The sequence below is a fragment of the Bacteroides sp. GM023 genome (assembly GCF_014750685.1).
GTDB lineage: Bacteria > Bacteroidota > Bacteroidia > Bacteroidales > Bacteroidaceae > Bacteroides.
Window position 1 is genome coordinate 768,040 of sequence record NZ_JAAXGE010000003.1, and the last position, 21,528, is coordinate 789,567.

Below are 21,528 nucleotides of genomic sequence, written 5' to 3' on the forward strand. Positions count from 1 at the left end.
TATATCATTTGGATATATTGACAGACCATCTCATTTCGAATATATTGAGTAAAACAAATGATACCTTTTTTATTCCTGACTAAAGTTCGTTTTTAAGTCATAATATAGTTGTCGTGTGTGAAAATCATCTTTATCACTTTCGGTTAATGGCTGAAATTCATTTTTTAAATAAAACGGAATTGCATTGATATAAGCATCAACCGTGATAAACCGGCATCCGGTTTTGTTATTCGTAATAAAATACCACTTAATAAAATTTATCAGTTGGGTTCCCAAATGTAAATTACGAACAGATACATCTACGCCAAAGCGACAAATTTTCACAGCAGGATAGCTTTTCAATCTCTTTTCATTAATGAAACGGTGCTTACGGAAGCGATTAAATTCCGTCTTATTATCAAACTCCGATAGAGACACTTTATCATTAGCTAAACTAAAATATGCAATAACTTTGCCTGATTCGTTCTCCATGATATAACTGACAGCTAACAATTCGTCTCTATATAAGAATGATTCATTTAAAATAAAATCGTTCAAATCTGCGTCTCCGCAATCGAACGATTCAATTCTTTCATTTATTCCTAAACGACGTACTTTGTAATCAGGATTATTTTTTTTCACTATTTATGTTATTATCTTCAAAAATACTCATTATATAGTCATAATCCCGCTTCATTTCTTTTTGCTTTTCCCTGTTTACTTGAGGTGGCTCTTTCATTCTTGCTTCAAATCTTCGAGCATCTTCACCAAAAAGTATAGGGGTTTCTTTTATAGGTCTTGCCATACTATTACTCCTTTCTCTTATTTCAGACAAAGGTACGACAATATTCTGATAAACAGTCGAAATTAAACATTTTTTCAGCTAACTAAAATTGCGTACTATTGAATCATCTATCTATTTTAATTCAACTATTTCTCCAATCTCAGGTATCAGTATATCCAAAGAATCTTTCTTTTTCATATTTTCTTCATTCTGTAAGGGTTCATCCCAACGATGCTTTGCCAATGCATACTTAGAATGATGTACGGTCAGGATCTTTTTAGCTCTCAAATCCTTTGCTGCTTGTGTCATATATTGCGGCATCAGATGAATATATTTCCATTCTTCGTTATACTGTCCGTTTTCGAGGATAGCCAAGTCAATATTCGGGAAGCGTTCTCCAATTTCTGCGAAATGAGTGTCATATCCGCCGTCTCCACCTATATATATATTCCGTGAAGGAGTCTCTAATAAGAAAGAAGCCCAAAGCGACTGATTAGCGGAAAGTCCGCGACCGGAGAAATGACGGGCAGGCAGACAATAGGTTTTAAAACCGTCAGCGAGGTCTGCATCCTCGTTCCAGTCAAGTTCGACAATACGTTTCTTATCGAATCCCCAGTACTCGAAATGCTCGCCGACACCTAACGGACAAATAACAGTTCCAATCCTGTCTTTTAGTTTCTTGACCGTGTTATAATCCAAATAAATGGTCCCAATGGTCGTGGCTGATTATCAGATAATCAATTTCCGGCATATCTTCCGGTTTATAAATATCTGTTCCTTTGAATGGTTTATTGACGAAAGAGACGGGAGAAGCCATGCAAAATACCGGGTCGACCAATACCCGCTTTCCGCCCGTCTGAATGAGATAAGAAGAATGTCCGAACCAAACTAATACTTCTTCATTCGAAGCAATTTTCCGCAGATCAGTCTTTATCGCTTTGACAGGTTGGTCGGGACGCAACCCGTCTATCTTTCTGAAAATAAATTCCCATATACCTTCGAAACGTCCCCTATCCGAAGTCATCATTATCGTTTCATGCTGATTCTGAAACGCTCCATTCCTGTAATTGGGAGATTTTAGAACTCTTTCCAACCGTTCGCCACGAGGTGTCCGACCAAAACTGGGCTGATGAATAAAAACTATGACAGATACTGCCAATAACGCTATTATAACTAATACACATCCTATAATCATACGTGTCCGGGATTTCTTGAATATACGCATATAATTAGTAACCAAATTTATTTATGCAACAAAGATACGGGAATTTAGGTTGGTGCTAAGTATATATATTCCGGTTTATTATACCATAATTACCGAAGAAACAAAGCATATCATGACTTGCACTCATATTTATAGTGCAAAACGAACAGTAGCCCCGCCCCTGTCAACGCAAACGGAATACCTATCAATGCCGGATAACGATAGTCATAACCTGCATACAGCACTAAGCCTCCCAACCATGCGGCAAAAGCATTTCCTATATTAAAGGCAATCTGTATGCTGGCTGCTCCCAGCATTTCTCCACCCTTTGAAAAACGGATTATCAAGTACTGTAGCGGACTGCCTACGCCGAACAACCCTGCCGTACCTATTACCATTAGTACTACGGAAAGCCATGGAACAGATGAAAAGAAAAAGATAAGCAACAAAGTAGCCACCATACACGACTGTACTACGGCAGCCACCATTCCTGCTTTAAAGCGATCAGCTAGACGTCCGCTCAGAATATTGCCTGCCATCATACCTAAACCTGCTATTACCATCAGCCATGTCAAGCTTGATGAAGGGAAGGCAGACACTTGAGTCAACAACGGTTCGATATAGCTGTACCAACAGTACACTCCTCCTTCACCCAACAGAGTGCCGCCAATAATCAACCAAGGTGCAGGTGATTTCAAAAAGCGGAATTGACCTTTGATCCCCGAATCAGGCAGACTTTCCAAGCGAGGTATCCAAAAACAGATTCCTAGAAGGGCAACCAAGCCCCAAAGAGCTACCAACAGAAAAGTCAGTCGCCAAGAAATTCCTGTACTTAAAACAGTTCCTAGCGGGACGCCCAACACTGTTGATACTGTCATCCCTGCCATCATCATAGATACTGCCTGCGCACCTTTACCCGGTCTGACAAGATGTTGTGCCACAATTGAAGCGACTCCGAAATAAGCTCCATGAGGTAAACCGGATATGATACGGGCTATTAGCAATGTTCGATAATCGGGAGCTACAGCAGCAAAAAGATTGCCTGTCAGAATAATTGCTGCCAATAATAGTAAAATCCGCTTTAAAGGATACTTACGCACCAAGAGTAATGCAGGAGCACCCATACATACACCGAGAGCATAAACAGAAATCAAGTGCCCCGCTTGGGTGATAGTGATTTGTAGACTTTCGGCTACACTACCCAAAATACCCATCATTGCAAATTCTGCAATGCCCAGGCCAAATGTCCCGAAAGCCAATGCAATAAGACTTTTTTTCATAAATGGTTCTATCATTAAAAACATAAAAAAACATCATCAAAACTCATTCGTTTTGATGATGCAAAAGTAGTGGCAAAATCTTCCAGCCTGGTTTTCTATATCGTCAATTCTGCTTTTCTGAAGCGTCTTTCTTACCGCATTATATAGCATTTGCTGCTGTTGCCGTCATTGAAGGCGGAAAGCCGAACTCTTTTTTAAAGGCAGTCGAAAAATGCGAAAGATTTTTAAACCCGACTTTCAAATATACATCTGCAGGTTTCTCACCATGTTTATCCATCAGACACTTTGCTTCTTCCAGTCTCTTTTTGACAATCCATCTGCTCGGCGTAGTATTGAAAAGCAGGGAAAAATCCTTTTTAAAAGAAGAAAGGCTGCGCCCTGTATAATGTGCAAACTCTTCAACCGACAAATCACATTTATAACTCTTGTTCATAAAATCTCCCAAATCAATTTTCCAAGGTTCTGCAAAGTTGAACAGGACAGCTCCTAAATCAGGTTTCAATTGCAATAATATAAACACAGCTTCTTTCAGTTTGGCTTCCATCAGTTCTTTTGAAGGATATTGGTGTGCATCAAAATACTGTTCAAGGGAATAGAACAGCCCTTTCAGGAATGGATGTTTTTCCAACATCACATAAGTGGCATCCCTAATGGCCGGATTGTTTTTCAAAGAAACAGTGATTTGATATTCGCTTACTATTTTCTTCAGGAAAGGCATCTTTAATTGAAGAAACAGTCCCTTAAATGGTTCTCCGTTTTCAGATGGCTGTTTGATTTTATGCACTAAATGGTTACGCTTGATAAAGAATGCATCTCCTTTTTTAAAATGATATTGCTTCTCCGGTGTTATCAGTTCCAATTCTCCTGAACACAGATATACCAACATATGTTCGGTCACCATCTCTTCACACCATCTATCCTTTTCTACCATGCAACAGTAAAACGTGTCCATGTAATCATATACAACAATTCCTGATTTCGTGTCCATAATCTGTATTCTATTTTCACATTACCTATATTCTATCGATATTCACGATACAAAAATACGCAATTTTACAATCACTTAGTTTTCTCAAAAGTTATTCTGACTTTTCTAAAACGTTAAAGGTAAACTTGCTTTTAGTACTTGTTTGAATATTTGCGTTGTTTAGAAATAAATCTTGTAGCTGATGTTGGGAATCAGACCTGTTCCTTCTTTTTCTTCAATAACATTTGTTCTTTCATTATATTGATAGAAATGTATTCCGGTGCGCATACCGACATTCAGAATCTTCAAAGAGAACTCATGGGAAACCCTTTTCTTGTTGATACGGAAGCTGACAGAAACATCACCGTTTATAGCAGGATTGAATCTTTTACTGTATGCTCTGCTTTCATCGAATACGATGTCATGTTCCTCCATCGATTTTTCTTCGTCAACGGGAGTGTAGCGCTCTCCTCCCTGAAAGAATAAACGCCCATTAATACTTAATACATTCTGCTTCAGTCTACCAACCATCCATTCCTTTCCGGCAAGTAAATTCAACAGAAAACCCTTATCCAACCGGGTGTTGCGCCATATACCATCCCCACCCTTATATTTTGATTTAAACAAAGAACCTGTAATCATATAATAGAATCCATCTTTCATATACTGTTCCAATGTAATATCTATACCATAGTTTCTGCCTGTTCCTTTGTTCGTCAGAATCTTTTCCAAATAGAACTCTTCATGGTTAATGATTGAGAAGGAAGAATTATCCTCAACCGGTATATGGTACAGATATTGGTAATAAGGTTCTATCTTCAAATGCAGATTCTGATTAATATTCCAATCATACGTAAGTCCGAAATGATGTGCCTTGGAGAAATCCAGGTATCTGTTGGATGCTGTCTTGCCATTTATCTCTTTCTCTACAAAATAGTAATCCAACTTTTCCCGGCGACTATGCAAGCCGTAGGCTATGGCAAAGGAATGATTGGGATTGGGACGCCATTTCAATGCTACACGTGGTTCTACAGACCAGTTGTCGTTTAAAGTAAAATATTGGGCGTTAACTCCCAGGCTAGTTGTCAATTGATTGCTCAAATTAATGACGGAGTTACTGTAAGCTGAAAACACAGTGCTTTCTCCGCTGCCTTTGGAAATCTGTTCCATTGGTTTGTCTAACCCGAAGTAAGGACTAACTTTATAATCGAGGTCATATCTAAGCCCGGTAACCGTGATACCCGTTCTGTTGGTATGTCTTGAACTGAATCTCTTATTTAAGAAGGTATTAAACACAATATCCCATTTACTGTTTTGAATATCCCCTACCTTGACTATTAAATCGTTATCAGTTTGTTGTTCTACCATCGTATGGTCTTTGGAATATGTAGCAGACAGAGATGAACGGATATACGTATTCTCATTGATACTATATTGATGTGTCAGTCCTCCTGCCGATTTATCCATTTTGTTCTCTCCCGACTGGCGATCTCCCATTATTTCCCATTCAGAACGATCCAGTTTTTCAGACTTATTCCTATCTATCAATCCCAGTCCCCAAATCGAGAAAGTTCCCGCTTTGCGCGTAGGGAAGTTAAGTTTAAAGGCTAAATCCTGATATTTAAGATTGATGTCATTACCCGTTGCCAATGAGGTAGTAGAAAATCGGTAGTTTATAAGATAGGAACTTCCCCGTTTTTTGTTGATAGGTCCTTCTGAAGCCAAATCTATTCCCATCAGTCCAACCTGAAAAGCGTGCTCATACTTTTGATTATTTCCATTGCGCAGATGCATATCGAAAACACCGGATAAAGCATTATTATATTCCGCCGGGAAAGCTCCATTATAAAAATCGGAATTACCGATGACCTGCGTACTTAATGCGGATAGAAACCCACCTCCTAATCCTGATATATCAGCAAAATGAGTAGGATTAGGAATTTCAACACCTTCCAGTCTCCATTGGGTGAACTGCGGGGAGTTTCCTCTGATGGCAACGGCATTTGTACCGACATCACCCGCTACTCCCGCAAATGCAGTACTTAATCGTGCAGGATCGTCGAAACCATTGGCAAACCGGGAGGCTTCTTCTATACTAATCATGCGCCCTCCGGTGATTGCCATCGGATTCACCGTCCGGTCTTTCTTAATTTCCGGCTTCACAAGAACTTCTGCCAAGTCCTGTACACTTTCGTCAACAGGTATTTCCACATATACTTCTTTGGATGAGGTCACGGACACTTCGCTGATAATCCTTGTTTGGTATCCCATAAAAGAAGCCTGAATATTATAACGCCCTATCGGGACATTATGAATACGGAAATTTCCCCGGTCATCCGTGGAACTTCCCAATGAAGGCTCCCCTGCTATGCAGACAGAAGCATATTCTATGGGTGTATTGGTTTTGGAATCTACAACGATTCCCCTTATGGTTTGAGTTAGCTTTTGTGTATTTTCGTTGACGGGTTTAGGTTTGTTGTCCGGCAGGGAGATAATAATATGGTATCCCTTTATTTTATATACATATCCGGTTCCTTTTAATAGTTGAGTCAGGGCTTTGTCGATAGTCGTATTTTTAATAGACAAGGATTGCTTCTTTTCTATATCCAAATTTGATTGTTCATAAGCAATGCTATATTCGGTCTGCATTTCTATTTGTGCAAAAGCATCTTTTAATGAGATACTTTTATTGTGTATGGTGATTTTCTGTTCCTTATTCTGCGCGATGGCCGTAAGAAAGAGAAAAGTAAAAAATAAAAAAATGGCTAGCTTACCCAGCCGTTTATTTGTATTTATTCGATTCATTATTCTATATTTGTATGTTGATACTTCATTTTACGTCACTTGTTTAATGAGGATAGACATTTCAGAACCGGGGAGAGGGTCTCAAGCTGCTTCCCGGTTCTTTTTGTTCATAGGCTGTTTTTTTATGGTTGGGTTAATACTATTTTGTTTTCATACTGCCGGTAGTTGAAGCCGATTATATCTTTCAATATATTGAGTATTTCATCCAGGTTTTCATCTTTCAGGAATTTGACCGTATAGCGTTTGGATGCAGGAATGTTTGTCATATTATCCATTGTGATGTTGTAACGGCGTTCCAGGGTTCGGAATATTTCTCCGGCAGTGGCATTGGTAAAAGTTAGTTTTCCGGTTATCCAGCTATCCGTATCAGCAGTGTTTACGGTCGATATATGGACAGACGATGTATTCTTGTCGTATGTAAGACGCTCATTGGGTTTGAGAATTTGGGGAGATTGGGATTGAACGCTTACTTCCACTTTGCCGCTTGTCAGGGTGGCAGTTATGTTTTCATCATTAGGATAGGCTTTCACATTGAATTTAGTTCCAAGAACTTTCACAGAAAGCCGGGAGGTCTCAACGATAAAAGGTTTTGCCGTTTCCTTTTTGACGGAGAAATATGCTTCTCCATTAAGAGTTACCAATCGCTTGTCTTTTGCAAACGTTTCAGGATACCTGATTATACTTCCCGAATTGAGCCATATCTCGGAGCTATCCGGCAATATCAGATGTTTTTGCTCTCCGTAAGCAGCGGATATTTCTATCATCTCATTATTGGGCGAGAAATAATAAAACAATCCCCCTGTCAATAAAAACAAAGGTATGAGGACAGCTGCCACACGGCTGAATTTCTGATAAGCTACAATATTGTCAAGATGTTCTTTATTATGTCCGGTTCTTAGATTCACCCGTTCCAGTGCGGCATAAGTATCCGGCCCGGCTTCTGTTTCCAGTTCATTCCAATACTCCAGGGATGCTTTTTTCTTTGCTTCCGTATCTTTATCTTTTAAAATCCACTTCTGAACTTTCTCTTCCGTCTCGGAAGGGAAGCGTGCAGAAAGAAACATTCTGATGATTTTTGTTATATTGTTTTTCTCCATTTTTACTGTGCTTTACTATATATACAGTTTGATGGCAAAAAGCTCAGTAAGAAAATGAAGATTTCTCACTAAAAACTGATACTTATGGAGAAATAATGAATAATCTGTAATTGGGGTTTAATTATCAGTAATTTGTATACCATGGTGAAATTAGAAATGCCGTACTTTTGCATTAAACAATATTTGAAACATTATTATGAGAAAGATTCTATGTATAACCTTATCACTGCTACTTGCCGGAACAGTCACGGCGCAATCTGAAAAGGAAGCAGTTGATAATAGAAAAGGGAGTGAAAGAAAAATGGAAAAATTGAAATTAACGAAAGAATGGGACAAGGTATTCCCTCAAAGCGGTAAAGTAATGCACAGCAAGGTAACTTTCTGTAATCGCTACGGCATCACATTGGCTGCCGATATGTATATTCCTAAAAATGCGACGGGCAAGTTGCCTGCCATTGCCGTAAGCGGGCCCTTTGGAGCTGTAAAGGAGCAGTCGTCAGGACTATATGCGCAGACGATGGCTGAACGTGGTTTCCTCGCCATTGCTTTCGACCCTTCCTTTACGGGAGAGAGCGGCGGTCAACCCCGGTATGTAGCTTCGCCCGACATCAATACTGAGGATTTTTCTGCTGCTGTGGACTTTCTATCCACACGTGACGACGTAGACCCGGAGCGCATTGGTATTATAGGTATTTGCGGATGGGGCGGTATGGCTCTCAATGCAGCAGCTATTGATACACGTATCAAGGCAACCGTTACCTCTACTATGTATGACATGAGCCGTGTAAATGCTAACGGATACTTTGACGCAATGGATGCTGACCAGCGTTATGAACTGCGCCGGCAACTCAATGCCCAACGCACGCTCGATGCCCAAAATGGCATGTATGAACGGGGCGGTGGTGTAGTCGACCCTTTGCCTGCCGATGCTCCGCAGTTTGTTGTAGATTATCATGCCTATTACAAAACTCCGCGCGGCTATCACAAACGTTCGCTTAATTCCAATGAAGGATGGAACAAAACTTCCTCTTTGCCATTCATCAATATGCCCTTGCTTTCTTATAGCAACGAGATACGCAGTGCCGTATTGATGATTCATGGTGAAAAGGCACATTCACGCTATTTCAGTGAAGATGCATTCAAGAAGTTGAAAGGCGATAATAAAGAATTGCTTATCATTCCCGGTGCCAGCCATGTGGATTTATATGACAATAAGGCTAGTGTAATACCTTACGACAAGATGGAAAAGTTTTTCCATGACAATCTCAGATAACGATTAATAATCATAGAAAAGCGTGTCTGCCAAAGATAAATTGCTCGCGCACTATAAAATGGATATCAGGAAATACGGAATAGCTTTCCGTATTTCCTTCAGAGCAAGACTTAGCTGGCTCTCGACATTTCTTTTAGTCGTATTCAGGCGTTCGGCAATCTCGCTATTAGTCAGTCCGTCATTGCGGCTCAATGTATAAATCATTTTCCGCTGTTCGGGCATTTTTTCAACAAGCTCGTTTATCAATATTCCCAATTCCTTGGCGATAAGGTCTTCTTCAGAAGTAGAACTGTATTCAATATTCTGATTATTCATTAAATAAGTATCATGCACATATTTATGTTGCAGGAAGTTTATCGCTGCGTTTCTTGCAATCGTGTGCAGATAAGAATTAAATGACTTGGACGTATCAATAGAGTGTCGATTTATCCAAAGATTGACAAATAAGTCCTCTGTCAGTTCTTCAGCGTCCGGTTCTGATTTTATGTATCCGTCAATGAATACTTTGGTTTTATCATAGTACGCAACAAAAACAGTTTCAAAAGCCTTATGATTTCCATCCAAAAAGGCTTTCAATGTTTTTATATCAATAGCATCACTCATACCGTTACTTCCAAGTTTCATTTTCGTGAGAGCAAAAGAAGTAATAAATTATTTTATAGAGATGTTCTTTTTTGAAATATTAATGATATTAGAAGTATTTATTCTATTTTTGTAAGAGTCTTATAGTGAAAAGAGAAACAACTAATAATGTGAATATGGAAAAGAAAAGTTCAACTCTCCGTTTTATTTATCCTCAATGGCAAGGGGGAATTGTAGACCATTGGATGCCTGATATTCCGACCGAAGATTCATCCAGAGGGTATTACCTGGGAGCGCAGTTATTGAATTATCTGGCTCCGCAAACGAATCAAAAGCCAGTCGAAGTCCCGGTGTCATTGGATATAAATGACAGAGCCATAGAAAAAGGTATAAGTGCGCGTGGTGTACTATTGAAACAAACTAAAGCAGCACTCGAACTGCTGAAAGAGAATAATCCCGACAGGATTGTTACTTTAGGAGGAGAATGTTCTGTGAGTGTAGTTCCGTTCACATATTTGATTGGTAAATATCCGGACGATGTCGCTATCATTTGGATAGATGCGCATCCCGATATAAATCTGCCATATGATGATTACAAAGGTTATCATGCCATGGCACTCACAGCCTGTATGGGAATGGGTGATGAAGAAATCATGGGATTACTGCCCGGAAAGGTGGATGCTTCCAAAGCATTACTCGTCGGACTTCGCTCCTGGGATGAAGGCATGAAGGAAAGACAACAAGAATTGGGTATAAAAGGATTGTCGCCGCAAGAAGTTGCCAATGACAGCTCAAAAATCATGGAATGGCTGAAAAACACAGACGTATCAAAAGTCGTTATTCATTTTGATATGGATGTGTTGGACCCGGCAGAAATCATCGCTGCCGTGGGCGTTGATCCCGACGGCATGAAGATTAAAGAAGCAGTCCGTGTCATTAATGACATTTCATCCGAGTATGATTTAGTAGGGCTGACCGTCGCCGAACCTATGCCACGGATAGCAATCAAACTTAGAAATATGCTCAATCAGTTACCTTTGATGAAGGATTAAGTTTTGTTTATTAAAAAATTAAAGTTCCTTTTGATTAGGACGATAAAGGATGCCGAATATATTCAGCAAGTATCCCAGTAAGCATAGTATGGGTGCTACACCTATACGCGACTTACTGAATATATCGGGATTATAGGCGGCAAGGGTACTCCCCTCGCCGCTCATTACTATATAACCCGCAATAATTAATATGGAACCGACCATCAGAATGATATAATTTCTTTTGCCAAAGACAGTTCCCGGTTCTTTTTCTTTCATTATTTTCGACTTCATATTCTTTGAGTTTAGTTTTTGGTTTTAGTTTTGGGATTTCATTAGTTGGGTAAATACAGCGTATTTTTGTTCAAAGCGTTGGTCACTCTGTTTGTAAAGTTCTTCATTTGTATTCCTCAGTAATTCATTGCACTGATTCCATAGCCAAAACTTATACATACAATCCCGCTGAACCATCTCTATCCGATTGTCTCCCAATGAGAAAGCCCAGTTGATATAATCTTCCGATTCGGCTATCAAATGATTCAATAAAGTAGTTGCTTTCGCTTTTTCACCTATCGAAGCATAAGCTACGGCTATCTCATACGAACCACTTTCATAGACTTCGGGGACATTATATGCCGGGATAGCCTGTTCGGCATACGCAAGCACATTCTTTGCACGGATGCTATCACCTTGCTTTACCAATTCTTTGGCAAGCTGCGCAAAAAGTCGTCGGTGGGAATAGCAGATACGCAGCGTTGTTTCATCCAAATAAAGGCCGGGAGTATTCAAACCGCCATATTTGTATCTGTTCATCACGTTCTCATAGAGCTTTTCCGTATCTATCGCATAACCACTTTCTCCTTCCACATCTCCCCATTTCTTATAGTCGAAAGGTGTGAAACGGAATGCCAGTCCTTCCTGCACAAAGTAATTGTCGAACTTTAGTTTAGTAGCTTCGCCTACGGAGATAGCCATATACAGCGGACGTTCCCAATTACAATTTGCCAGTATTTCAAGGATGAGCAGGTCTACTTTAGTCAACATACGTATATCCTTTAGGGAAATAGAAAGCTTGTCCGGTATCGCATTTTTCAGTTCTTCCCCTTTCAAATGACGGATTGATTTGGGAAGCATGATGCCCGAACGGAGTACAGCGTCCTTATCTATGCGGATATTTATCGTATCGGTAGGAATCACATGAAATTCCTTCTTTTCTGAAAATGCCCAGTATTTCAGGATATTCTTCACTTCAAACGGATCATCTCCGAAGCTGTCACAGGCTTCTTCAGGATGTTTCTGATATAAATCCTTTATCTGTTTCTTCAGTTCCGGACGTACAGCCACATATTCATTCTTGCCTTCCTGATATTGATTCTGATTCCAGCTTATCGGCAAGCCGGGGGCATCATATAGAGGGCATTGCTGCTGATAAATATACCAATCAGTCTGCGCATAACTAAGGTTGCAGATACGTGCATCCCTACGTACTTCTTCCGTGTCCTGATTATACCACAAAGGGAAAGTATCATTGTCTCCATTGCAGAATATAATAGGATTTCCCGCATCGGGAAGTGTCATCAGATAGTTGGCGCCAAAGTCTCGACAGGTATAGCGGTTACTCCGGTCGTGGTCATCCCAGGTCTGGCTTGCCATCTGTATCGGAATTAACAGGCAAAGAAACATTAACACGCTGATTTGAACGACTGTTCCCTTCTTTTTGCGGAGCGTGTCACACAATCCCGCAGCGCCTATTCCTATCCAAATGGCAAAGGCATAGAATGAACCTGCATATGCATAATCCCGTTCACGAGGTTGCCCGGGGGCTTGATTCAGATAGAGTACAATGGCCAGTCCCGTCATGAAGAACAGGAAAAATACGACACTGAATTGTTGCTTCCCTTTCTTCCCTCGTGCCCACTGCCAATAAATTCCAATTAGTCCTAATAATAAAGGTAAGCCATAAAAAACATTGTGACCTTTATTCTGACGCAAGGACTCGGGCAAAAGTTCCTGATTTCCCAAACGCAGGTTGTCAAGCCATGAAATCCCCGTAATCCAATTCCCGTGTTCCGGTTCTCCGCTTCCTTGAATATCATTCTGCCGTCCGACAAAATTCCACAGGAAGTAACGCCAGTACATATAATTGAGCTGATATGAAATGAAGTAAGTCAGGTTCTCTTTTTGTGTGGGAGCACCATCCGTTCCTCCCGACCATCCCTTGTAAGAAGAAGTCAGCCGGTCATTCCACATGCGGGAGAACAACATATTTTGAGCATAACACACATCTTCTTTATAGCGGATAATTTTATATTTCCCTTCTTCCTTATCAGGACGATATACTGCACTGCCTTTTTTTGTTTTTACCTTATAATATTCTCCTTCAGGTATATACTCCGGTTCGGAAGCATAAGTTCTTCCGTAAAGTAAAGGGGCACTTTCGTACTGTTCACGATTCAAATAGCTTTTGAGCGTGAAAATGTTATCCGGTGCATTTTCATTGAGTGGTGTATTGGCGTTGGCACGGATTAATATCACCGCATAAGTGGTATATCCTACCGTGAGCATAAGCAAACACCATAAAGCAGTATGTATCATGCGCTTTCTGAATCGGTAAATAGCTCCTGCCAATAGACCAAATACCAAAAACAGGAAAATAATCAATCCTGACTGGAAAGGAAGACCTAATACATTGACAAAGAATAATTCGAACCACCCTCCTATATCAGCCATACCGGGAATGTAGATAAAGAGAATCAGCACAATAAGAAGACCGGACAGGATAATTGCGCCAATCACTCCTTTAAGGGATATTACCTGATATTTCCGGTAATAGAACACCAACACAATTGCCGGAATACAAAGGAGATTGAGCAAATGCACTCCGATTGACAGTCCGATGATATAGGCTATCAGGATAATCCATCGGTCACCGGATACGGAATCCGCTTCGTCTTGCCAGCGAAGAATCATCCAAAAGACCAAAGCTGTGAGGAAAGATGAAAAAGCATATACTTCCCCCTCTACCGCACTGAACCAAAAGGTATCGCTAAAGGTATAAGCCAATGCACCTACAACTCCGGAGCCTAAAATAATAATGAAGTCTGTAACCGACAACTTCTCTTTGTCACTCGTAATCAAAGATCTCACTAAGCGGGTAATGCTCCAAAAAAGAAATAAAATACAACCGGCACTTAACAATGCATTCAGAAAGTTAACTGTATATGATACAAACTTTGCATCAGAAGTAAACTGGGTAAACAGATTTCCGACAAGCATATAAAAAGGTGCACCGGGCGGATGACCAACCTGTAATTTCTCGGCACATGAAATAAATTCGGGACAGTCCCAAAAACTGGCAGTAGGTTCAATAGTCATTCCATAGACAAATGCTGCTATAAGAAAGACCATCCAACCACTAAAATCGTTCCATCTTTTAAATAATAAGTTGCTCATTGTTCCGTAACTTTTTTGTTTGCAAAGTTAGGGAACACGCAACTAAAAATAGCCTTTTTTACCGGACGGATACGGACATAGGCGTTCTATAATACTTTGATATTCAAAGATATTAAGCAAGAATGACAGACAAAAACGGACTGGCATATCAGACGTGTGTGGTAGACTTCAAAATTGGGACCGATATGTATGAAACCAAGCACGAGAAAGGCAAACTTTTCTAATACTTAGGACTGACTTTTGAAAGGTCTAAAAGCTGTTCCCGTTTCCTCGTAGAGAAACGCCCGTTTCCACACCGGGAAACGCTAGTGTCCTCGTAGAGAAACTGCAGTTTCCTTAGTAAGAAACTACAGTTTCCATTGCAGGAAATTATAGGAAACTGTAAGCGATTAATTAATAGATATATAGCTATTTCTATCAAAGGTCAGTGAAGGCCAATTTTTCCAATTAAAGTGGAGAACTTCCCAATGACTTCACAATATCTTCCAATGATTCTTTAGAGTTGGTAAGCATCAGTTTCTCCGTCTTTATTCGGGAGATTCGCCGGGTTAGTGTTTCCGTAGTCAGTTTCATTAAATCCGCAAAATAAGCCGGCTGAACTCCTTCCCGTAGAAAGGCGCATACTCTTAAATCTTCTTCTGTGAGTTTAGGGCTCATTCCTTTTAATTTGGATACGAGTCCATAGACATTTTCCTGAAGTCGGAGCAATTCATTCCAGTCCTTTTCGGAGAAAGAAGGTATTTTGGAAGATAATGCCGTCCGTTCCTTAAACTGGCGGACTTTTGAAATGACAGGAGAAGTTTCGTAAATATCTTGTTGGAGAGATTGATATTTCTCCTCGAGATAATTACATTGCAGCATCAGTTTGTCTGATTCGACGTTTTTCTTCTGCATTTCTTCTTTGAAGGTGCTCAGTTGGGAATGTACATACTGATTCTTTCTCCAAAGCAATCCGAGTAATAGAGACATGATGCCGAACACACTCAATGTCGAAGATAGAATGACAGAAGAATTACTTTTGCTATCATTCAGCATCAATTGACTGGCATAAGCCTTTCTCTCCATTTCCAGTGCTTCGTCAAAGTTCCCGTATTTCTGATAATAAAGACTGCATCGTTTGCAAATCTTTGCCATATAGTCATATTCCTCTGTTAGTGCAGCGAGTTTTATGGCTTCCTTAAAGTGGATTTCAGCATTGTCTCTCTGCTCCAAATCGCTTTCTACACAGGCGAGGTAATAATATGCTTTTGATTTCTGATACTCATTGCCATGCATCTCATAGTAGGATGCCGCCTGCTTGATTTGCGCATCGGAAGAATGGGGAATATTCTTATCTTCATTGACCTGCGTGCACAGCAAATTGTACTCTGCAAGTTGGGCCTCGCTCATTTGGTTCATCTGAATGTTTTCAAGAATAATAGATGCCGTATCCGGGTCTTGTTCCATTAATTGCGCGGCTTTGTCTAATCCTTGTTTCACATTTGTGCCTTCCGGATGACATGCAGCCAGGGAAAGGACAACCATATACAATAAAATTCGAAGATTATTCATAACTCTACTTTTACTTTGCCTATCAATGATTGGATTTGCAAATATAAAAAATAATCAGTATTTATACTTCTCTTAGCCATACAAAAATGGTGACGCCATCCCATTCTTATAGTGACGCTATCCTGACTACATAGTGACGCTATAAGAATGGGATAGCGTCACTATACTTTTTTGACAAATATCAAGCCATTCTGAACAATGAATTAAGAAGATAAGCCGTATCTTTGTAGCAAACATAAATTATATATCATGATTAAAAACATTGTATTTGATTTTGGGGGAGTGATTGTAGATATTAGTCGTGACAAAGCGGTGCAGGCGTTTATCAAACTAGGATTGGCAGATGCGGATACCCGCCTTGACAAATATCACCAAACCGGAATCTTTCAGGAACTCGAGGAAGGCAAACTCAGCGCAGATGAGTTCCGCAAGCAACTGGGTGATTTATGCGGCCGTGAACTGACTATGGAAGAAACGAAGCAAGCATGGCTTGGCTTTTTCTATGAAGTGAATTTAGACAAACTCGACTATATACAGGAATTAAGGAAAAACTATCATGTATATCTCTTGAGCAACACCAATCCTTTTGTCATGTCATGGGCTTGCAGCCCGGATTTTTCTTCAAGGAAACTTCCATTGAACGATTATTGTGACAAGCTGTACTTATCTTATCAGGTAGGTCACACAAAACCCGCACAGGAAATCTTCGATTTTATGATAAAGGATTGTAATATCATCCCTTCCGAAACTTTATTTGTGGACGATGGAGCTTCCAATATCGAAATAGGAAAGGCACTTGGATTTGAAACATTCCAACCGGAGAATGGAACGGACTGGCGGGAAGAACTGACAAGTATATTGAATAAGTAAGTATTGCCGGAACTATCGCGTTCGCAAATAGAAAAATATGCAGTCACAGATTATACTTATCACCGGAGCGTCTTCCGGTTTTGGAAAGTTCACAGCTCAAATGCTATCGGAACAAGGACACATCGTTTACGGAACAAGCCGGAAACCTTCCGAAAATATGAACAATGTAAAAATGCTTGTTGTCGATGTCACCAGTCCTCTTTCTATCCGCCAGGCTGTGGAGCAGATTATATCGGAACAGGGACGGATTGATGTATTGATTAATAATGCCGGTATAGGCATCGGCGGTGCGCTCGAACTTGCCACGGAAGATGAGGTAAGCAAGCAGATGAATACCAATTTCTTTGGTGTAGTGAATATGTGCAGGGAAGTATTACCTGCCATGCGCAAGGCACGGAAGGGAAAGATTATCAATATCAGTTCCATCGGCGGAGTGATGGGTATCCCCTATCAGGGATTTTATTCGGCTTCAAAGTTTGCCGTAGAAGGATATAGTGAGACTTTAGCACTGGAAGTGCATCCGTTTCATATTAAAGTATGCCTGGTAGAACCGGGAGATTTCAACACCGGATTCACGGATAACCGGAATATATCCGAGCAGACAAGGCTGGATGCCGATTACAGGGAAAGTTTCTTGAAATCATTGGAGATTATAGAAAAGGAAGAACGTAACGGATGCCATCCGCGGAAATTGGCTGCTGCAATCTGTAAGATAGTAGCCCGCAAAAATCCTCCTTTCCGAACTAAAGTAGGTCCGTTGGTGCAAGTCCTGTTTGCAAAAAGCAAAAGATGGCTGCCCGATTCGGTTATGCAATATGCCCTTCGGATATTTTACGCAATTAAGTAAATGATAGGAAACAAAAAAAAGTCTTTCCAGCTATCGGCTGTGAAAGACTTTTTTGTATGGTTAAACCTACCTGCCCGGATTAATTCTTTGGAACCAATTCCAAAAACATCGTTGTAGTCAATAATATAGCCAGTCCGACACAAACGGTAATCAACAGCCAGTTAATGTATTTCGCTTTCGGCTTGGTATCGGCATGCAGATTATTCAGGAAGTACTCTCTGAAGAAAAGATACAGGCCGGGAATCGTAGCACTTGCCAGTAGAAAATCTTCGGGAATCTGAAAGAAATAAGTTTTGGACAATCCTATCAATGACCAATGGCAAAGGAAAAGTACCAGGAACATATTTACTTTGTGGGCAAACAGCAGCAATAATCCGATAGTAAACACCACCACGGAGCAAGGCATTACCGGAGAAGTCATTTCCGGGAAAGAAAGTCCGCGTGCCAAGGATACCAAAGGATATATGAAAGGCATTGCCAACAGAATATAAGATAATATGTCATACTTATGGGTACGTTCAAAGGTAGTGTATCCCGTAATCGCGTCCCATATCCAAATGATAGCCATTACTCCCCAAAACATCGCCATCACTCCATTATAGCTTCGTTCTTCGCAATAGATATAATAGTAAATGATAGAAATCCATGCATAAAGTCCTATCATATAGAACTTCATAGCCATCTTCACCCACGGACGCGGTTTACTGATAAGCAATCCGGTCAAAGCTATGCCAATCAGGATGATAAATATCTGTAAAATCCAGGTAGCCGAATTATAATAGGCAATTGTTCTCCAAAAAATCTCCATAAAAGTAATTTTAGTGTCTTGTTAACGAAAAAGCTCTGTGTGGGAACAGGAACATCGGGAATGTAGCTCCTACTGCCAGCATGAAAATAACTGTGCTTGCTATCATCGTGTTGGAAAAGAACATGGACATGAACTTATCCAGTTTTTCCGGGTCATTCACATTCTGCAAACACATGATGAGTGAAAATACCATGTTGTACGCAAACTTACCCGGAATCATGGGAAGCAATGCCGGAATATAAAGTACCGTCATCGGACAATATACCTTTTTCCCTAACCATAAGCTACCGAAACCGATTACCAATCCGGCAAACAAGGAAGCCGTAGCAATATCCACGCCTAAATAAGTCATCAGACAAAAACGGCAGGCGTGTCCCAGTGCCGCCAATATGGCAATCATTTTGAATGCACGCAAAGGCGGGTCGGAAATCGCACCAAATCCTATACCTGCTACTGCAGCAAAAAATCCATCAGTAAGAATATCAAGTGCTATCATATCAAATTAAACTGTTTTTTACCATTAATAATGTGAAGGAAAGTCCGATAGCGATGCTGACAATCAGCAGAGAGGCTTCCGTCAGACGGGCAAACCCTGTAAGAACGTATCCTTCGACTACATCAATCACGCCGTTAATCAAGGGAACGCCGGGAACAAGATAAAGGACACTGGTCGCCATGGCTATTTCGGATGTCGTATCGAAAATAAGGGCGGTAGAAGCACAAAGGGAAGCAACGAAAGCCGAGACTATAAATACGACATAGTGGTTCATTTTCTTCCTCTGCATCTGCTGTTTCAGATAGAATCCAGTGATAGTGGCCGAAAAGACAATTCCCATGGAAATCAAGTCGCCGCCGAATAATTTGCAGAAAGATGCATTGGCGAATCCTACCAGCAGTAAGACGAAAAGAGGATGTATCATCGGGGCGGAAACAATCTTCCTGTATTTCGCAGTCAGTTCTTCCAACGACAGATGATTGTCCACTGCTTCCCAACTTAATGCGCTTAACTCTGAATTGTGCTCGAAACTGATAGGATGTGCAGGAATATCTATTACTTCATTACAGGCTTCGTTTGTTTCCTTGTCTATAATTGTGAGAATGATATTTTTATGAAATACACCTAATTTTACATCTAAACCAAAAGCTTCTCCGATACGTTTGGAGTTACGCACTACTCGTGAAGTATGCACTCCGGCCCCCATTAAATGGGCTGAATATTCCGCTATAAACTTACCTATGGATAATAAAGATTCGCTTGTCTTCATGAATGTGATATTTTTAAATCGGGCGCAAAAGTACAAAAAAAATAGATACCTTTGCCCCGATTAAAAATAAAAAATGCATGAATAACCAATTTACGCATCCGAAAGAGAGAATACGTTTTGCCATATTGACTTTCTTCTTTGCCCAGGGACTTTGTATGGCAAGCTGGGCGAGTCGAATACCTGATTTCAAAGATATTTTTGCGGCCAATTATGCTTTTTACTGGGGATTGATTCTGTTTATGATACCGGTTGGCAAGTTTGTAGCTATCCCATTGGCGGGCTATCTTGTTTCTAAGTTGGGAAGCCGGAGTATGGTACAGGTCAGTATTATAGGGTATGCTTCTGCTCTGCTTTGTGTGGGATTGGCTCACGAAGTTTATCTGTTGGGATTCCTATTATTTTGTTTCGGGGTATTTTGGAATTTGTGTGATATATCGTTCAATACACAGGGAATCGAGGTAGAGCGTTTATACGGTAAGACCATTATGGCTACTTTTCATGGCGGATGGAGTTTGGGAGCATGTGCGGGAGCGCTTATCGGCTTTGTCATGATTCTGACGGGTGTTTCTCCTGTGTGGCATTATGCGCTGATATTTCTGATTATTCTTATTATAGCCTTATCGGGACGGAAATATCTGCAAGATAGTATGTCGCAGGAAGTGGAAGTTCCCGGGACAGATAAAACGGGTACGGATAAAGAAGAAGCCACCCGGAAAGCTCCTAATGGTTTCCGCTTGTTATTTCAGAAACCGGAAATGTTACTTTTGCAGTTGGGACTTGTAGGACTGTTTGCTTTGATTGTAGAAAGTGCCATGTTCGACTGGAGTGCGGTTTATTTTGAATCAGTGGTTCATGTGCCCAAGTCATTGCAGATTGGCTTCCTGGTATTTATGGTTATGATGGCGACAGGACGTTTTCTGACTAATTATGCATATCAGCTTTGGGGAAAGAAGAGAGTACTGCAACTGGCAGGTAGTTTTATCTGCATCGGTTTCTTTGTTTCCGCTTTGTTAGGGGGAGTTTTTGAGTCTATGGCAATGAAGGTGATTATTAATTCATTGGGCTTTATGCTGGTGGGCTTGGGTATTTCGTGCATTGTTCCTACTTTATATAGTTTTGTGGGAGCCAAATCGAAAACACCGGTCAGCATCGCACTTACTATTCTGTCAAGTATCAGCTTTATAGGTTCGCTGATTGCTCCTTTGCTTATCGGTGCCATTTCGCAGGCATTCGATATTCGCGTTGCTTATATGATTATCGGTATATTGGGCGGATGCATTGTATTCATTGTCAGTTTTACTAAAGCATTTGAAATTAAACAATAACTATCGACTTTTTTTAAAAGAAAGTTAATACCTTTGCAGCAACAAACGACAAGACAAGTGAAAAAAGTTGCTGCTACTGTTGGACGCTATCTGCTGATTCTGTTTTTTCTATACTATTATATAGGAATCACGGCATTCGTGCATACCCATCAGATTGCAGAATATACCATTGTCACTCACTCCCACCCTTTCTTTCCGGGAGCACATCATTCTCATTCCGAAGCAGAATATGAGACGGTCGGTTTCCTGAATATGCTTATCGCGGAAGCGCCTCTTATGATGGCGGTCTTCTTCGCGCTTTCTTTTATAGGAATCATTTTACAAACCTATCATTGTCCGGCTCCCCGGAAGGAGTTTCACCATCCGTCTTACCGCGCCCCGCCTTTTGCTCTATCATAAACCGGACT

The 21,528-nt window shown here is 40.5% G+C and carries 19 protein-coding genes and 1 pseudogene; 6 read left to right on the top strand and 14 right to left on the bottom strand.

What is annotated here, in order from left to right; genetic code table 11:
• Positions 1 to 69: 69 nt before the first annotated feature.
• From HC965_RS09895 to HC965_RS09925, 7 genes and pseudogenes are all read right to left on the bottom strand, one after another.
• A complete protein-coding gene (locus tag HC965_RS09895) occupies positions 70 to 621 on the bottom strand; it encodes a GNAT family N-acetyltransferase (RefSeq protein WP_370539969.1) in 552 nt (183 codons plus the stop codon).
• Positions 608 to 784: a hypothetical protein gene (locus HC965_RS09900; RefSeq protein ID WP_191031320.1), complete on the bottom strand. Its 177-nt coding sequence runs from the start codon at positions 782 to 784 to the stop codon at positions 608 to 610. The genes HC965_RS09895 and HC965_RS09900 overlap by 14 nt, the downstream gene beginning before the upstream one ends.
• A gap of 111 nt (positions 785 to 895) precedes the next feature.
• Positions 896 to 1,988 (bottom strand): annotated as a pseudogene (locus HC965_RS09905) (MBL fold metallo-hydrolase).
• 110 nt (positions 1,989 to 2,098) lie between these two features.
• Positions 2,099 to 3,247 (bottom strand): MFS transporter, encoded by a 1,149-nt coding sequence (locus HC965_RS09910; RefSeq protein WP_191031321.1) that lies wholly within the window; start codon positions 3,245 to 3,247, stop codon positions 2,099 to 2,101.
• A 139-nt stretch (positions 3,248 to 3,386) separates the two neighbouring features.
• The gene (locus HC965_RS09915; RefSeq protein ID WP_191031322.1) at positions 3,387 to 4,235 is read right to left on the bottom strand and encodes an AraC family transcriptional regulator; all 849 of its coding nucleotides are present in this window, start codon (positions 4,233 to 4,235) and stop codon (positions 3,387 to 3,389) included.
• Positions 4,236 to 4,394: 159 nt separating this feature from the next.
• Complete coding sequence (locus tag HC965_RS09920) at positions 4,395 to 7,019, bottom strand: carboxypeptidase-like regulatory domain-containing protein (RefSeq protein ID WP_191031323.1); 2,625 nt, start codon at positions 7,017 to 7,019, stop codon at positions 4,395 to 4,397.
• Between the two features lie 122 nt (positions 7,020 to 7,141).
• Positions 7,142 to 8,116 (bottom strand): FecR family protein, encoded by a 975-nt coding sequence (locus HC965_RS09925; RefSeq protein ID WP_191031324.1) that lies wholly within the window; start codon positions 8,114 to 8,116, stop codon positions 7,142 to 7,144.
• Between the two features lie 196 nt (positions 8,117 to 8,312).
• Between HC965_RS09925 and HC965_RS09930 the strand changes: the two genes are divergently transcribed.
• Entirely contained in the window at positions 8,313 to 9,389 is a 1,077-nt protein-coding gene (locus HC965_RS09930; protein ID WP_191031325.1) for an alpha/beta hydrolase, read from the top strand.
• A 51-nt stretch (positions 9,390 to 9,440) separates the two neighbouring features.
• Here HC965_RS09930 and HC965_RS09935 read toward each other — a convergent pair whose 3' ends face one another.
• On the bottom strand, positions 9,441 to 9,992 hold the full coding sequence (locus HC965_RS09935; protein ID WP_191031326.1) for an RNA polymerase sigma-70 factor: 552 nt from the start codon (positions 9,990 to 9,992) through the stop codon (positions 9,441 to 9,443).
• Positions 9,993 to 10,147: 155 nt separating this feature from the next.
• Between HC965_RS09935 and HC965_RS09940 the strand changes: the two genes are divergently transcribed.
• Positions 10,148 to 11,023: an arginase family protein gene (locus tag HC965_RS09940; RefSeq protein ID WP_191031327.1), complete on the top strand. Its 876-nt coding sequence runs from the start codon at positions 10,148 to 10,150 to the stop codon at positions 11,021 to 11,023.
• Between the two features lie 18 nt (positions 11,024 to 11,041).
• Here HC965_RS09940 and HC965_RS09945 read toward each other — a convergent pair whose 3' ends face one another.
• From HC965_RS09945 to HC965_RS09955, 3 genes are all read right to left on the bottom strand, one after another.
• Positions 11,042 to 11,296, bottom strand: coding sequence for a DUF3098 domain-containing protein (locus HC965_RS09945; protein WP_191031328.1), 255 nt, complete (start codon positions 11,294 to 11,296; stop codon positions 11,042 to 11,044).
• Between the two features lie 24 nt (positions 11,297 to 11,320).
• On the bottom strand, positions 11,321 to 14,455 hold the full coding sequence (locus HC965_RS09950; RefSeq protein ID WP_191031329.1) for a DUF2723 domain-containing protein: 3,135 nt from the start codon (positions 14,453 to 14,455) through the stop codon (positions 11,321 to 11,323).
• Between the two features lie 447 nt (positions 14,456 to 14,902).
• Positions 14,903 to 16,006, bottom strand: coding sequence for a tetratricopeptide repeat protein (locus tag HC965_RS09955; protein WP_191031330.1), 1,104 nt, complete (start codon positions 16,004 to 16,006; stop codon positions 14,903 to 14,905).
• A gap of 249 nt (positions 16,007 to 16,255) precedes the next feature.
• On the opposite strand from HC965_RS09955, the gene HC965_RS09960 reads away from it, so the two are divergent.
• On the top strand, positions 16,256 to 16,876 hold the full coding sequence (locus HC965_RS09960; protein ID WP_191031331.1) for an HAD family phosphatase: 621 nt from the start codon (positions 16,256 to 16,258) through the stop codon (positions 16,874 to 16,876).
• Between the two features lie 37 nt (positions 16,877 to 16,913).
• Positions 16,914 to 17,723, top strand: a complete 810-nt coding sequence (locus HC965_RS09965) for an SDR family oxidoreductase (protein ID WP_191031332.1) — start codon at positions 16,914 to 16,916, stop codon at positions 17,721 to 17,723.
• A 79-nt stretch (positions 17,724 to 17,802) separates the two neighbouring features.
• Here HC965_RS09965 and HC965_RS09970 read toward each other — a convergent pair whose 3' ends face one another.
• The 3 genes from HC965_RS09970 to HC965_RS09980 are packed head-to-tail and all read right to left on the bottom strand — an operon-like array spanning position 17,803 to position 19,796.
• Positions 17,803 to 18,531 carry a DUF6064 family protein gene (locus tag HC965_RS09970; protein WP_191031333.1) on the bottom strand — a complete coding sequence of 243 codons (729 nt, stop codon included), beginning with the start codon at positions 18,529 to 18,531 and terminating at the stop codon, positions 17,803 to 17,805.
• Positions 18,532 to 18,541: 10 nt separating this feature from the next.
• The gene (locus HC965_RS09975; protein WP_191031334.1) at positions 18,542 to 19,027 is read right to left on the bottom strand and encodes a threonine/serine exporter family protein; all 486 of its coding nucleotides are present in this window, start codon (positions 19,025 to 19,027) and stop codon (positions 18,542 to 18,544) included.
• Position 19,028: 1 nt separating this feature from the next.
• Entirely contained in the window at positions 19,029 to 19,796 is a 768-nt protein-coding gene (locus HC965_RS09980) for a threonine/serine exporter family protein (RefSeq protein ID WP_191031335.1), read from the bottom strand.
• A 77-nt stretch (positions 19,797 to 19,873) separates the two neighbouring features.
• Here HC965_RS09980 and HC965_RS09985 point away from each other — a divergent pair, with 77 nt between their 5' ends.
• Both HC965_RS09985 and HC965_RS09990 read left to right on the top strand, forming a co-directional pair.
• On the top strand, positions 19,874 to 21,121 hold the full coding sequence (locus HC965_RS09985; RefSeq protein ID WP_191031336.1) for an MFS transporter: 1,248 nt from the start codon (positions 19,874 to 19,876) through the stop codon (positions 21,119 to 21,121).
• A 57-nt stretch (positions 21,122 to 21,178) separates the two neighbouring features.
• Positions 21,179 to 21,520: a hypothetical protein gene (locus HC965_RS09990; protein WP_191031337.1), complete on the top strand. Its 342-nt coding sequence runs from the start codon at positions 21,179 to 21,181 to the stop codon at positions 21,518 to 21,520.
• Positions 21,521 to 21,528: the final 8 nt, after the last annotated feature.